This is a genomic window from Sorangium sp. So ce1504 (genome assembly GCF_051521635.1).
GTDB lineage: Bacteria > Myxococcota_A > Polyangia > Polyangiales > Polyangiaceae > Sorangium > Sorangium cellulosum_B.
The window spans coordinates 2,510,785-2,524,233 of the sequence record NZ_CP150365.1; the positions used below are offsets into that span (position 1 = coordinate 2,510,785).

Genomic DNA, 13,449 nt, shown 5'->3' on the forward strand with positions numbered 1-13,449 from the left:
GCGCGCGCGATGGCGTTTCCCGCGGGCTCCCTTCGCGCGTTTCCGGCGCTCCCTTCCTCTCGGCGCCTCGGACGGCGGCATGAGGTGCTGGCACGAGATGGCATGTTCGCGACGCGCCGGGCAACCCCGGCGGGCGATCGCGATCAAGGGGAGGGGCGCGGGTAGCCGGCGGCAGGGGTCATCGCCTCGATCCAGGCGCGGATCGCGGCGATGGCCTCCTCGTCGACGCGCCGGGTCGCGAGCGGCGGCATCTGCTCGGGCGGCGCGCCGGGCGCGTCGCGCCGGGACATGCTGCGGAGCACGGCGCTGCGATCCGGATCGAGGGGCCTCAGCCGGTCATAGCGGGCTCCCGGCGGCGCTCCGGGCGGGCGGACCTTCGCGGGCTGGTTGATCGCCGTCTGGTAGACGCGCGTGCCGCGCACGTCGCCCACCCGGCCGGCAGCGTCGACGTCGAGGCGCATCTCGAAGTGCGTCGCGACGCCGAGCGGGTGGTGGCACGAGACGCCGCAGTTGACGTGCAGCAGGCCGAGGGCGCGCCGCTCCGTCGCGGTCCCGGGCACCTCGAGCGCGGCCGCGTCGGGGAGCGGGCCGCCGGATGTCGTCGACAGGAGGCCGCGCTCGACGAGCTCGGCATACGTCAGGCCGCCGGCGCCCCGCGCGGCGAGCTGGATCGCCTCGAATCCAAGCGGGTTGTCGGTCTTGCCAGCGTGGCAACGGATGCAGTCGACCTGCGCCGGGATCGCATAGTCGGGGGCGCCGGGGACGTGGGGGACACCGGCCTTCACCTGCGTCGCGCTCGCTCCGTCCTCCGACCAGACGTAGGTCGCGCGCGTCCAGCGATCCTCCGCCGTCTTCCACAGGAACCTCGTCTCGATACGGCGGCTCGCGCCGGCGACGGGCAGACGGAACTCCTTCCACAGCCTGGTGCCGACAGGAAAGGTCCAGTCGTTCATCCGGGAGACATCGATGGTCGCGCCCGGAGGGAGATAGATCCACCGCGTCTTCTCCGCGCCGTCGCTCCAGAGCTCGAAGGCGGGCTTGAACTCGCGGACACCCGCCGCGAGCGAGCGCGCGCCGGGGTCGCCGTAGAGCCCGGTGCAGCGGAGATCGTGAGGATCGGTGTCGCCGTCCTTGCAAGGCGGCAGGCCTCCGGGCGCCTGGGCCGCGCCCTGGCCGGGGCGATCGCCTGTGCCGGGGGCGCGCGTGGTGGTCGCGGCCGCCGGGCCGGTCTGGGCCGGTGGGGCGGGGAGAGGTTCGGGCCGGGGCGCCTCCTGCGCGCCGCAGCCGCCGCAGCCGGCCAGCAGCAGCGATGCGAGCACGGCTTGCCAGGCGCGGCCTCTCGTGGTGAAGGTGGAGAGGGAGGTGCCCGCTTGCCCGAGAGACCGAGCCACCGGCGCGTCGTGGGGCGCGCTGCCTATGTGACGAGAGCGTGCCATCGGACCGCCTGGTGCCTCCTGCTCGCAGGCAGTGTAGCCGCCTGCGACAGGCGCGTGCAGGTGGCGGGGCCGCCCGAGGAGCCTCGCGAGGGCGGCCCTCCCGGCCATGCCACGGCGGGGAGCCCGGTCCAGGCGGCTCAGGGGGGCACGGGGGCGCCTGGCGCGGCGCTCGCCGCGCAAGACACGCCGGCCGCGCAGGGGGCGCCCGCCGCGCAAGGCGCCCCCGCGGCGCAGGGGGCGCCCGCGAGCGCCGCGGATCTCGCTCGCCCAGCGAAGTGCGGGGGCGTCCCGCAGCTGAAGCTCACCCTGGTGGCGAGCGGGCTCGAGCAGCCGACGTATGTCGCCGGGCCGCCCGGCGATCCGTCGCGCCTCCTCGTGCTCGAAAAGACGGGGGTCGTCCGGCTCATCAAGGGCGGCGCCGTCCAGCAGGCGCCGTTCCTCGACGTGCGCTCGCGCGTGTTCTTTCCGGCGCCGAACGCGGAGGGCGGCCTGCTCGGGCTCGCGTTCCACCCGGACTACGAGAAGAACGGGCGCTTCTGGCTCCACTACTCGTCGGCCCCGCGCGGCAACGTGGTGATCGAGGAGTGGAAGCGCGCGGCGCAGGGCGGCGACTCCGCCCATCCCGAGCCGGTCAGGTCGCTGGTCGACGTGAAGCACGGCGCCTGGAACCACGTCGGCGGGATGCTCGCCTTCGGCAAGGACGGCCATCTCTACGCCGCGATCGGCGACTCCGCGCGATCGCCGAGCCCCGCGGCCGATCTCACCTCGAAGCTCGGCAAGATCCTCCGCATCGACGTCGATCAGCCGGGCAAGGCGCCGGCGGGCAACATGACGAGCGGTGACCCGATGATCTGGGACTACGGGCTCCGGAACCCGTGGCGGTTCAGCTTCGACCGGCTCACCGGGGACATGTACATCGGCGATGTCGGCCAGAAGAGCTGGGAGGAGATCCTGGTGGAGCGCCCTGGCCAGGGCAGGAACGATTACGGCTGGGAAGCGATGGAGGGCGCCCATTGCTACCCTCCCGGCGCGACGTGCAAGCCGCGCGGCCTCCCGCCCGCGGTCGAGCACCCGCGGAGCGAGGCGGGCTCCATCGTCGGCGGCTATGTCTACCGCGGGGCGAAGATCCCGTGCCTGCGCGGCCGTTACCTGTACGCCGACTACGTGACGGGCCGCTTCTTCTCCTTCGTGTGGGACGGCAAGGCAGCGACCGATCCCGCCGAGCTGACCTCGGCGTTGAACCCGAATGGACTCCCGTCCTCGTTCGGCGAGGACGCGGCCGGGGAGGTCTACGTGGTGATGTTCAACACGGGGCGCGTCTACCGGCTCGATCCGGGGTGAGGTGGTTCCACGGCCGCCGGCGCGTCGCCTGCTCCCTCCGGGACGGGCTGTCGACGTGGCGGCGACGAAGGGCTCCGCCGCAGCGCCGCGTCGAGGAACTCGCGCACGTCGCGCTCGAGCCGACGGTGGAACGCCTCGCGATCGAACCCGGCGCGATCGATCGCGGGCAGGAAGTCCGGGCGCCGCATCTGGGGAGGAAACGGGCTCAGGAACGAGTAATGGTTCGCGTTCTCGACGACCTCGAACGTGACCCGGGCCGGGTCAGGGACGAGGTCGAGGACGAGCTGCCCCTGCCATCGCGGCGCGATGCGGTCGTGCTCCGCCACGAGCAGGAGGATGGGCGCCTCGACGTCCTTCAAGGCGTCGTTGGGCACGAACCAGCACGCCGCGGGGGCCATCAAGACCAGCGCCTTGACGCGCGGGTCCTTCGTGACCGCGACCCTCTGCCCCGGCCCCGTCCAGGGCTGCCCGCCCGCGAGGGCGAGCGCGGTGTAGCCACCCATCGAGTGCCCGATGACGGCGATGTCGTCGCCCAGCAGGCGAGGCCCGAGCTCGGCGTCGGAGCAGACAGCGTCCACCGCCAGCCGGGCGTGCCGGGGCCGGCGCTCCAGGTTCTCGACCGCCTCGGTCAGGGACCGATCGTTGCGATTGTCCCCGGGGTGCTCGGGCATCGCGACGACATAGCCGCTCTGCGCGAGGTGGGACGCGAGCGTCCGATACCCGAGGGGCGTCCCGCCGCCGCCATGCGAGATGACCACGAAGGGGAAAGGGCCGCCGTGCGCGGGCGCGTTCCGGGCCACCTCGAGCGAGTAAGGCCCCATGGCGACGACCTCGGCAGGGACGTGCGTCGGGTACATCACGAGGACCGGGAACGAGAGGTCGTTCATCGGATCTCGAACGGTCAGGCTGCGGTAGCCCACGAATCGACTCATGCTCGTTTCTCCGGACGGTGTCGGGGGGATGGGAAGACCAAGGACGATGCCCGTCCGTTTATCAGGAGCTCACCGGCACGACCACCCCGACCTTGGTGACCGATGGTGGGGTAACACCGACGCCCCGTGGACCCGCAGCCACGGCCGGTGACGCCGGCGGCTGGGACCCGTCGCGCGCCGCTACGGATCCATCCGCCTCGCCGCGCATCCTCCCCGGCTTCGAGTGAAGCCGTTGATGTCGCCTTCGCCGAGCGGACGGACGCGCCGGACGTGGACGTAACGGCCGCTCGGTAACGTAGAATCGGTACGCTCCCCATGGAGCGGCGGGCACGCGGCGGGTGAGCGGGCGCCGTGCTACCGTCGCTCGCGGCGGCTCACGATCGGAGCTGCGCCGCGGAATGACGACACGAGGTACGCCAGGCCGCCGGGTGGGGCCTGCGACGCTCCGGGCTCGACCCGCGGGGCGGTAAGGAGCGTGATGACGCGCGTGGAGAGCTGGTTCGGCATCGCGCGTTCGCTCGCGATGTATTACGGCGTGCCGCTCCGCGGCGGCCGGATGGCTCGTCTTTACGGGCAGTTCGTGACGCCGGGCTCGCTCTGCTTCGACGTCGGCGCGCACGCGGGGGATCGCATCCGCGCGTTCCGCTGTCTCGGCGCGCGCGTCGTCGCCGTCGAGCCCCAGGCCGCGTTCGTCCGCCTGCTTCGTGGCCTCTATGGGCGCGACGGGGACGTCGTCGTCCTGCACGCCGCGCTCGGTCGGGCGCCGGGACGAGCGCGCCTCTTCGTCAGCGAGCGCGCGCCGACGGTCACGACGCTGTCGCGCGCCTGGATCGACAAGGTGCGGAGGGATCCGTCGTTCCGGGGCGTGAGATGGTCCGAGGGCGCAGAGGTCGAGGTCCGCACGCTCGACGCGCTGATCGACGAGCTCGGCGTTCCCGCCTTCGTGAAGATCGACGTCGAAGGCTTCGAGGCCGAGGTGCTCTCGGGCCTCTCGAGGCCGCTGCCCGCGCTCTCGTTCGAATACCTGCCCGCCGCGCGGGAGATCGCGATCGAGTGCGTCGAGCGGCTCACCTCGCTGGGGGATTACCGCTACAACTGGTCCCGCGGAGAGAGCCTCGTCCTCGGCGAAACGGCGTGGCTCGACGCGGATGGCATCCGCCGCTTCCTCGCGTCGCGGACCCTCGGATCGGGATCGGGCGACGTCTACGCCCGCCTCGGTGGCTGGACGCCTTCATCGCCCGCGCCCGCGCCGACGAGCTCATCGTGAGCTCGCCGATCTTCGAGCACGCACGTGCTCGACCCACGGCAATCAGGATTCACTCGAGGAGCAGCGTCCGGATCGTGCGCGAGTAGCTCGGTCGACTCCCCAGAAACGACTGCCGCTCACCTGACTGGATCGCCGCCGGCTTCGCCGTGACATGTCACGGCCGCACCGTGACATGTCACGTGACATGTCACGGCCGCACCGTGACATGCGCTTCAGTCCAGCAGAAGCTTTCAACGCAGCTCCGCCTGGCGACGCGTGGCGCAGCAGCCCTCTCGCTCTGCAGCCGCTGTAGTTGCGACGCTCTGGCGCCGCGGTGACCCGAGTTTGGCGCTGCTGCGCATGCGAGCACCGCGGGGCGCCAGAGCTGGCGCGCCTGTTGCTTTGTCCCTTCAGCAGTGCTCTTCACCTGATCCACGCGTTGCGGGACCGTGACCCAGGGCTCGATCGAATATCGCTGCACGCTCGGGCGCGGACCACGAAAGCGCCGCTGCATGGATCAGTTTTGAAGCGTCGTCAAAGCTGCACGACCCCTATCGATGGAATACATATGAAGAACGTATCGAACAAACTCTGGAAGCTCTCGTGCATCCTCCCTGTCCTGCTCATGGGAATCGGCTGCGTAGCGGCCACGGGTGAACAGGCGGGCGACGAGCTGGTGGACGACGAGCTGGTCGGCACGGCCGAGCAGGCATTCGGCGGCTACTGGGGCTGGTCGCGGGCGACGGAAGGTGACGATACGCCGTCATGGGACATCGGATCAGACGACGATATGAGATGCTTCCTCTCCGGGGTCGCCGGTGACCTCAATGCCAACGACACCTCCAACATTGGCTTTGCGGGGCTCTGGACCTTCAGCGGCCGCTGGTATTTTCGAACGAAGGGCAGCTACGAGGGCGCCAAGGTCAAGGCGACCGCCCTCTGCGTTCCCAGCATCGCGAACAGGACGGGGGAGATCCGGTGGAGTTCCGGACAGGCGGCGAAGGTCATGGCGCCGGTCACTGCCAACCGGCGGTGTGGCCTGATGAGCGTGTGGAACAACGGGGGCGACAAATGGCAGGCCGCCAGCGACAGCGTGCAGGTCTGGAACGACGGTACCAACTGGTACATCGGCGGCACCGGGAACGCCATAGGCGACGGCAGCTGCGTGGACGTCAGCCCCGGCACCGGCATCGGGCTCTGGACCTATATCGCGCCGAGCTCCGGCACGGCCACGCACAACCTCGTCCAGGCAATCGACCACGGCACGAGCCCGCTCGGCACGCAATGCTTCCTCACGGGCGTCGCTGGACGCTTCCGGACCAGCTCCTGGGACGACGGCGTCTTCGTCACCTATGACCCCGGCACCCACTGGTGGAAGGTGACCGTGAGCAACGGCAAGACGGCCCACGTCATGTGCATCCAGTAGATCCCGCACGACGGTCGACGAATCCCTCCGTCAACGGGTCGCCTGGGCGCCCCCGGTGAGCGCCTGCGGTCCCGCCTGCTACCCGACCCGGGTCGACGCATCGCTCGGCTGCGTCGACCGGTACCGAACAGTCCCGTCACCTCCCGCCGCAGGGGCTCGAGCGCGAGGTTCGCCCCCCGGTCGGTGAGGAAGCTCTCTGCTCCCGCCCGGCGCGAGCCCGCGCCTCCGGGCAAGGCGCTTCACCCGGCGCGGGCGAGCTCGTCGCGCACCGCCGCCGTGAGCTCGAGCGAGCGCACGCGCGCGGCGTGGTCGAAGATCGGTGAGCTCACGATGAGCTCGTCGGCGCGGGTGCGGACGATGAAGCCGTCCAGCCACCGCCGCACGGTCTCGGGCGAGCCGGCGACCGAGCAGGCCAGTGCCTGCTCCAGGCCGGCGCGGTCCAGGGGGCTCAGGTCGCGCTCGAAATCGTCGACCGGCGGAGGAAAGGGCCCCGGCCGGCCACGGCGCAGGTTGACGAAGGCCTGCTGGAGCGAGGTCCACAGCCGGCGCGCCTCCTCGTCGGTGCCGGCCGCGACGACGTTGACCCCCAGCATGACGCGGGGCGCTGCGAGCTCGTCCGAGGGGCGGAACTCCCTGCGGTACAGCGCGATCGCCTGCGTCATCTGGCCCGGCGCGAAGTGCGAGGCGAAGGCGTAGGGGAGGCCGAGCGCCGCAGCGAGCTGCGCGCCGAAGAGGCTGGAGCCGAGGATCCAGATCGGCACGCGGAGCCCGGCGCCGGGCACGGCCTGCACGAGCTGGCCAGGCTCCGCCGGGCGGAAGTAGCCCATCAGCTCCAGGACGTCCCGGGGGAAGCCGTCCGCGTCGCCGGCCAGGTTGCGCCTGAGCGCGCGGGCGGTGATCGGGTCGGAGCCCGGAGCGCGCCCGAGGCCCAGATCGATGCGCCCAGGAAAGAGCGACGCCAGCGTGCCGAACTGCTCGGCGATCACGAGCGGCGCGTGGTTCGGCAGCATGATCCCGCCCGCGCCGACGCGGATCGTCGAGGTGCCGGCGGCCACGTGCGCGATCACGATCGACGTCGCGGCGCTGGCGACGCCGCCCATGTTGTGGTGCTCGGCCAGCCAGTAGCGGTGATAGCCGAGCCGCTCGGCGTGGCGCGCGAGATCGAGCGAGTTGCGGAGCGCCTGCGCGGCATCTCCGCCCTGGACGATCGGGGCAAGGTCGAGAACGGAGAACGGAATCATGTTGGACACCTCGCCAGACTGTTGCACGCCACGGACGGTTGCGGGAGCGCTCGGGGACCGGCGCGGCTCGTACGCGATCGCGGCGAGGAGGCGCCCCCGCCAGCGCGCGGCCCCGCCAGCGCGCCCCGCGGCGCTCGAGCCGTCTGGAACGCCATGACGCGGCCGCGCCCGCTGTATTACGCTCGGCTCGTGCGCCGTTCGTCCTCGCCGCTGCGCCGCCTACCGCAGGTCCTGCTCGTCGTCGCCGCCTCGGCCGCCGCGGTCGCGTCGCCCGGGGGAGCGGCCGCGACCCTCTGGCCCAACGTGCCGGAGCAGATCGCGCGGGCGCTCACGTCGGGCGACGCCCTGGAGCGGCGCCTGGCCGCGACCCGCGTGGGCGAGCTCGCCCCGGAGACGGCGATCAGGCTGATCCAGCGGGGCATGAGCGACCCGGACGTCGAGGTGCGGCTGCACCTCGCCGGGGCGGCCGTGCGCCTCCGGATGCCGCGCGCGGGGGACCTCGTGATCGAGTGGCTCGGCGAGGGCGACGCGCGCCTGCGGCTCGCGGCCTGCGACGTGATCCGCGCGGCGCCCACGGACCGCTCCGTCGTCGCGCTCGGGCGGGTGCTCGGCGATCCCGACCCGCACGTCCGCCTCGCCGCCGCGGCCGCGATGGGCGCGGCGGGGCTCCCGGACGCGGTCTCGCCGCTGCTCGGCCACCTCGACGACACCGCGCCGGAGGTGCGCGCGGAGGTCGCGCGCGCGCTCGGCCGGATCGGCGACGCGCGCGCCGTCGTGCCGCTGATCGGCAAGGTGCAGGACTCGGTGCCGGAGGTCCGCAAGGCCACGGCGCGCGCGCTCGGAGAGCTCGGAGACCAGCGCGCGGTCAGCGCGCTGCTGCTCGCGCTCCAGGACGCATCCCAGGACGTGCGCGTCGAGGCGGTGACCGCCCTCGGCCGGCTGCGCTCGGACGACGCGACGTCGGCGATCGCCGATCTCGTCACGGCGTCGCCGGGGGCCGCGGGCGCGTTCCCGGGGGCGCGGCCGTCCGACAGCGCCACCTCGAGCAACGACGTGCGGGAGGCGGCGCTCCGGGCGCTCGGCCGCATCGGCTCCGACGCGGCCGTGAAGGCGCTGCTCGCGGCGCTCGCGAAGGACAACCCCGCGGCGCCGCGCTCCGCGGTCCGCGACGCCCTCGTCAGCGCCGGCGCCGCGGCCGTCCCCGCGCTCGTCGCGGCGCTCGCGGCCGCGCCGTCGGCCAACACCGCGGCGGGCGCCGCCCTCGTGCTCGGCGAGCTCAAGGCCAGGGAAGCGCTGCCCGCGCTCGCGCGGGGGATGCAGCGGGGCGTCGTCCCGCTCCGGCACGGGCTGCGCGCCCTTGGCGCGCTCGGCGATCCCGCGGCGCTGCCCGGCGTGCTGGAGCTGCTCGGCGACGGCGACCCCGCGGTCCGCGCGGAGGCCATCCGCGCCGCGACCGCGCTGCTCGATCCAGCGCGGCCCGATGGGCGCGCGGTGGACCCGGCGCGCGCCCTGCTGGTCGACCCGGCGACCGCGCCCGACGAGAAGCTCGCCCTCGTCCAGCTGCTCGGGCGCACCGGGTCGCCGCGCGCGCAGGCGGCGCTGCTGCCGCTCGCCAAGGCGCGCTCCACGCCGCTCCGCCTCGCCGTGATCGAGGCGCTCGGGGCCGCGCGCGCTGCAGGACAGCTCGGCGCGGCCGTGGACGCCGCCCTGCTCGCGGCGCTCGACGACGAGTCGGCCGACGTGCGGCTCCGGGCGGCGATCGCGCTCTCCCGCGTCGCCGGCCCAGGGAGCGCCCGGCCGCTGCTCCAGCGCCTCACGGTCGCGGCGGAGCAGGACCGCGGCGCGCTCGGCATCGCCCTCTCGGGCGCCCTGTCGCGCGCGGACGACGCCGGCGGCGCGGCGGACGCGAAGGCCGCGCGCGACGCGAGCGGCAAGGGCCTCGTCCACGAGGTCGCGGCCGCGATCGCGAGCGCGCCGGACGCCGCGCGCGACGCGCTGATCGAGGGGCTCGGCCGCATGCCGGGGCAGGCCGCGGGCGCCGCGCTCGCGCGGATGGCCTCGGCGGCGCCCATCGACGATCGCCGCAAGATCGCCGAGGCGCTCGCGGGGCACCCGGAGGCCGCCGCCGCGCTCCGCAAGCTCGCGGGCGATCCGGATCCCGGCGTCCGCGCCAACGCGATCTGGTCGCTGGGCGCGGCGGGGGACAAGGACGCGCTGCCGCTGCTCCTGCCGCTCCTCAAGGACCCCGACGCCGCCGTGGCGGGCAACGCGGCGGGCGCGATCGGGCGCGCCGCCGGCCGCCTCGGGCAGCCGGCCCGCGCGGCCGCGGCGCTCTGCGCGGCGCTCCCCGATGCGCGCCCCTACGTGCGGGCCAACGCGCTCGCGGCCCTCACCGTGGCCGGCGCCCGCTGCGACGGCGACGCGGCCCGGGACCTGCTCGCGCGCGACCCCGCGGAGGCGGTCCGCCTCGCGGCCGCCGACCACCTCGCGCGGAGCGGCGCCGACGACGATCGCCGCGCGCTCGCCCGCTGCGCCGCCGAGGACAGGAACGCCGCGGTCGCAGGGCGCTGCGCCCGCGCCGCGCCGCCCCGCGCGCCGGCCGCCGGCGCCGAGGACGTCGTGGTCTTCATCGTCCCGTTCGACGCGGGCCGGGGCGGCTCGGTGCGCGACGCGCCGGCCCCGCGCGCGCCCTTCGCGCTCGTGCGCGCGGACGGGCTCCTGCGCCTCGGCGTCGCGGACCGGCGCGGAGAGATCTTCGAGCGCGGCGCTCCCCGAGGGCCGATCCGCCTCACCGTGCCGGCCCCGCTCGTGAAGTGAGCCCGCGCCCGCCGCGCTGAGCCGGACACCATGCGAACCCGACCCGACGTCGAGCTCCGGATGTCCAGGACCGTGCACCCGGGCGACGTCGTCCTCGTCGAGCTGGTGCTCCGCTGCCGCGGGAGGACGCCGGTCGACGCGATCGAGCTCCACCTGGAGGGCATGCAGGTCGCCCGCGTCGAGGAGCGCGTCCTCGTGCCGCCCCACTTCCTCTCGCTCGTCGCCCGCGTCTCGGGGCCGACGACGTTGCCGGAGGGCGAGCAGCGCTACCGCGCGAGCTTCCCGGTCCCGGCCGACGCGCCCTGCTCGTACCTCGGCACGCGCGCCGAGATCCGCTACGGCCTCACGCTCTCCATCGCGATCCCGTGGTGGCTCGACGTCCAGGAGTCCTACGAGGTGCTCGTCACGCCCCGCCCCGTCACCCGCCCGGGCCGGTCGCCGGCCGCGGGGACCACGGCGCGCGGCGACAGCCCCTTCGTCGAGGTCTCGCTCGACGATCGCGTCTTCGCGCCGGGCGACGAGATCTCGGGGGCGGTGGCCCTCGGCAACGTGCAGGGCCGCGGCGTGCGCGGGATCGAGATCTCGCTGGTCGGCGTCGAGCGCCTCCTCAGCGCCGACCGCTCCGCGCCGAACCGCGCGACCGAGGCGCACCGCTTCACCGCCTTCCGCCGCGCGGACAGCCGCGACGAGGGGCGGGAGCTGCCCTTCCGGTTCAGGATCCCCCGCTCCGTCGCGCCGTCGTTCGACGCCGGCTGGGTCGCCCTCGTCTGGGGGCTCGAGGTGCGCGTCGATCTCGCGCGCGCGGACGGCGTCGTCCACACGACGCCGCTCGTGCTCGGCGTCTTCGACAGCCCGCCCGGCCTCGGCGCGATGCGGCGGCAGATCGGCTCCGGGAGGTGGCGCGCCGTCTGGGAAGCGGTCGGCGCGCGCCACGGCCTGTCCCTCGACGCGCTGGAGCTCCGCCTCTCGGGCACGCTCTCCGGCGCCGCGGCGTCGGTGTGGATCGACGCGGGCTCCTCGTCGAGCGGCGCGCTCGTGGGCGAGCTGCGCTGGCCGTCGTGGGGGCTCGACCTGGAGGTCGGCGTGAAGCGCTTCCTGCTCGCGCTGTCGTCCGAGGACGACGAGGGCTTCGGCCGCCGTTACCGCGTGCGCGGGCGCGATCCCGGCCAGGTGCGCGCCGTGGTCGCGGGGCCGCTGCGCCGGGCGCTGCTCGCCTTCGACGACGTCCGGCTGGACGACGAGCACGTGTCGGTCCGGTCGCGGACGCCGGGCCACGATCAGCCCTGGCTCGGCGCGTTCCTGGAGCACCTCGCCGCGCTGGCGGCCGAGATCGGCGCCGCGAACGAGCGCATCCCGCCGCCCACGCCGATGGCGGGGATGCGCGCGGCCTGGGAGCGGTTCGCGGCCGAGGTCCACGGCCGCTTCGAGGTGGGCCGCATGCGCATCCGGGACGCGCAGGTCGACGGCGCGACGTTCCACGTCGACACCTGCTTCGAGCGAGGCCCCCACCCCGAGCGCTCCGAGATCACGCTGGTGGTGGATCCGCCCCTCGACGCGGCGCTCGATCCCGACGATCCCGAGCAGCTGCGCGCCGCCTCGCCCAGGGCGCGCGAGGCGGTCAAGGGCCTGCAGGCCCGCACGCGCGCGCTCCGGATCGCCCCGCACGCCATCGTGATCACGCTGCCGGCCCCGCTCGAGGACCCCGCCACCCTGCGCGATCTGCTCGGCGAGCAGCTGCACGTGGCGGCGCTCCTGCGCGGCCCGCGCGCCGCCCGCCCGTACCGCTGAGCGGCGAGGAGCGGGCGCCCGGGCGGGGGGGGCTGCGGCGACCGCGCTGGAGCGCGCGGCCCCACCCACCAGCCCACCAGGAGGACGCGCGGGCGGAAACGCGAATGCGGGGGCGCGGCAGCGCGAGCGCGGGAAGGCGAAAGCGCGGCAGCGCGAGCGCGGGAAGGAGGAAAGGCGAGGAACCGGGAATCCCCTTACGCGGCGCGCGGCTCGCTGATTTCCACACAAAACGCTGGCGGATCCGGGCTAGAGTCCCCGCCCATGCTCGACAAGCTTTCTCGCGAAGAACGCCTCCAGCTGATGCGGTTCATCTGTTCGTTCGCCTGGGCCGACCTCCAGGTGCGCGACCAGGAGCGCGAGTTCGTGCGCAAGATGATCCTGCGGCTCCACCTGGACGCGGAGGAAGCCAAGCAGGTGCGCGGCTGGCTCGAGGTGCCGCCCGCGGCCGACGACGTGGATCCGATGAAGATCCCGCGCGCGCACCGGCAGCTCTTCCTGAACGCCGCGCGCGAGATGATCTCGTCCGACGGCGAGATCGGCGAGGAAGAGCGCGAGAGCCTGAGCCTCCTGGATCAGCTCACGCGCTGACGCGGGCGGGGGGGGGCGACGGATGACGGACGACGGACGGACGATGAGCCGGTGAGCGGTGGAACGATGAGCACGATGGCGCAGGGAGGGGCCGGCGAGGGCCGGACCCCGGCGGAAATGGGAGCGAGCTCGGCCGAGAAGCCCTGGGTCGGCGTGATCATGGGCGGCAAGAGCGACTACGAGCACCTCGCCGTCACGAGCGAGCTGCTCACGCAGCTCGGCATCCCGCACGAGGTGCGCGTCGTCTCGGCGCACCGCACGCCGGACCGGATGTTCGAGTACGCGAGCACGGCCGCGGAGCGCGGGATCGAGGTGATCATCGCCGCCGCCGGCGGCGCCGCCCACCTGCCCGGGATGGTCGCCGCGAAGACGGTGCTGCCCGTCATCGGCGTGCCCATCCCCGCCACGGCGCTGAACGGCATGGACGCGCTGCTCTCGATCGTCCAGATGCCGAAGGGCGTCCCCGTCGCCACGATGGCGATCGGCAAGCCCGGGGCGGCCAACGCGGCCCTGTTCGCGGCGGCGGTCCTGTCGGGCAAGCACCCGGAGCTCCGCGAGCGCCTCGCCGCCTTCCGCGGCGCCCAGGAGGCGGCGGTGCTACGCGACTCGGTCATCGTCTAGCTCGTCAGGCCTC

The 13,449-nt window shown here is 74.1% G+C and carries 10 protein-coding genes; 7 read left to right on the forward strand and 3 right to left on the reverse strand.

Annotated elements, in window-relative coordinates; translation table 11 throughout:
* Nucleotides 1-143: 143 nt before the first annotated feature.
* The gene (locus WMF39_RS09690; RefSeq protein WP_437745247.1) at nt 144-1,319 is read right to left on the reverse strand and encodes a hypothetical protein; all 1,176 of its coding nucleotides are present in this window, start codon (nt 1,317-1,319) and stop codon (nt 144-146) included.
* Between the two features lie 51 nt (nt 1,320-1,370).
* Between WMF39_RS09690 and WMF39_RS09695 the strand changes: the two genes are divergently transcribed.
* Nucleotides 1,371-2,777, forward strand: coding sequence for a PQQ-dependent sugar dehydrogenase (locus tag WMF39_RS09695; RefSeq protein ID WP_437745248.1), 1,407 nt, complete (start codon nt 1,371-1,373; stop codon nt 2,775-2,777).
* Here WMF39_RS09695 and WMF39_RS09700 read toward each other — a convergent pair.
* On the reverse strand, nt 2,756-3,709 hold the full coding sequence (locus WMF39_RS09700) for an alpha/beta hydrolase family protein (RefSeq protein ID WP_437745249.1): 954 nt from the start codon (nt 3,707-3,709) through the stop codon (nt 2,756-2,758). The genes WMF39_RS09695 and WMF39_RS09700 overlap by 22 nt on opposite strands.
* Before the next feature lie 478 nt (nt 3,710-4,187).
* Here WMF39_RS09700 and WMF39_RS09705 point away from each other — a divergent pair, with 478 nt between their 5' ends.
* Together WMF39_RS09705 and WMF39_RS09710 are read left to right on the forward strand one after the other, a co-directional pair.
* Nucleotides 4,188-4,976, forward strand: coding sequence for an FkbM family methyltransferase (locus tag WMF39_RS09705; protein WP_437745250.1), 789 nt, complete (start codon nt 4,188-4,190; stop codon nt 4,974-4,976).
* 547 nt (nt 4,977-5,523) lie between these two features.
* Entirely contained in the window at nt 5,524-6,381 is an 858-nt protein-coding gene (locus WMF39_RS09710; RefSeq protein ID WP_437745251.1) for a hypothetical protein, read from the forward strand.
* A 239-nt stretch (nt 6,382-6,620) separates the two neighbouring features.
* Here WMF39_RS09710 and WMF39_RS09715 read toward each other — a convergent pair whose 3' ends face one another.
* On the reverse strand, nt 6,621-7,622 hold the full coding sequence (locus WMF39_RS09715; protein WP_437745252.1) for an LLM class flavin-dependent oxidoreductase: 1,002 nt from the start codon (nt 7,620-7,622) through the stop codon (nt 6,621-6,623).
* A gap of 189 nt (nt 7,623-7,811) precedes the next feature.
* Here WMF39_RS09715 and WMF39_RS09720 point away from each other — a divergent pair, with 189 nt between their 5' ends.
* The 4 genes from WMF39_RS09720 (at nt 7,812) to purE (ending at nt 13,436) form a co-directional block, all read left to right on the forward strand.
* Nucleotides 7,812-10,439, forward strand: coding sequence for a HEAT repeat domain-containing protein (locus WMF39_RS09720; RefSeq protein ID WP_437745253.1), 2,628 nt, complete (start codon nt 7,812-7,814; stop codon nt 10,437-10,439).
* A 30-nt stretch (nt 10,440-10,469) separates the two neighbouring features.
* The gene (locus WMF39_RS09725) at nt 10,470-12,227 is read left to right on the forward strand and encodes a hypothetical protein (RefSeq protein WP_437745254.1); all 1,758 of its coding nucleotides are present in this window, start codon (nt 10,470-10,472) and stop codon (nt 12,225-12,227) included.
* 261 nt (nt 12,228-12,488) lie between these two features.
* Entirely contained in the window at nt 12,489-12,815 is a 327-nt protein-coding gene (locus WMF39_RS09730; RefSeq protein WP_437551368.1) for a TerB family tellurite resistance protein, read from the forward strand.
* 117 nt (nt 12,816-12,932) lie between these two features.
* A complete protein-coding gene (gene purE, locus WMF39_RS09735) occupies nt 12,933-13,436 on the forward strand; it encodes a 5-(carboxyamino)imidazole ribonucleotide mutase (protein WP_173427451.1) in 504 nt (167 codons plus the stop codon).
* The last annotated feature ends 13 nt before the right edge of the window (nt 13,437-13,449 follow it).

Bases quoted from the DNA above. Each gene is read 5' to 3' on its own strand.
- WMF39_RS09715 (WP_437745252.1), bottom strand. From the start codon at position 7,622: ATGATTCCGTTCTCCGTTCTCGACCTTGCCCCGATCGTCCAGGGCGGA.
- purE (WP_173427451.1), top strand. From the start codon at position 12,933: ATGGGAGCGAGCTCGGCCGAGAAGCCCTGGGTCGGCGTGATCATGGGC.
- WMF39_RS09730 (WP_437551368.1), top strand. From the start codon at position 12,489: ATGCTCGACAAGCTTTCTCGCGAAGAACGCCTCCAGCTGATGCGGTTC.
- WMF39_RS09710 (WP_437745251.1), top strand. From the start codon at position 5,524: ATGAAGAACGTATCGAACAAACTCTGGAAGCTCTCGTGCATCCTCCCT.
- WMF39_RS09700 (WP_437745249.1), bottom strand. From the start codon at position 3,709: ATGAGTCGATTCGTGGGCTACCGCAGCCTGACCGTTCGAGATCCGATG.
- WMF39_RS09725 (WP_437745254.1), top strand. From the start codon at position 10,470: ATGCGAACCCGACCCGACGTCGAGCTCCGGATGTCCAGGACCGTGCAC.
- WMF39_RS09705 (WP_437745250.1), top strand. From the start codon at position 4,188: ATGACGCGCGTGGAGAGCTGGTTCGGCATCGCGCGTTCGCTCGCGATG.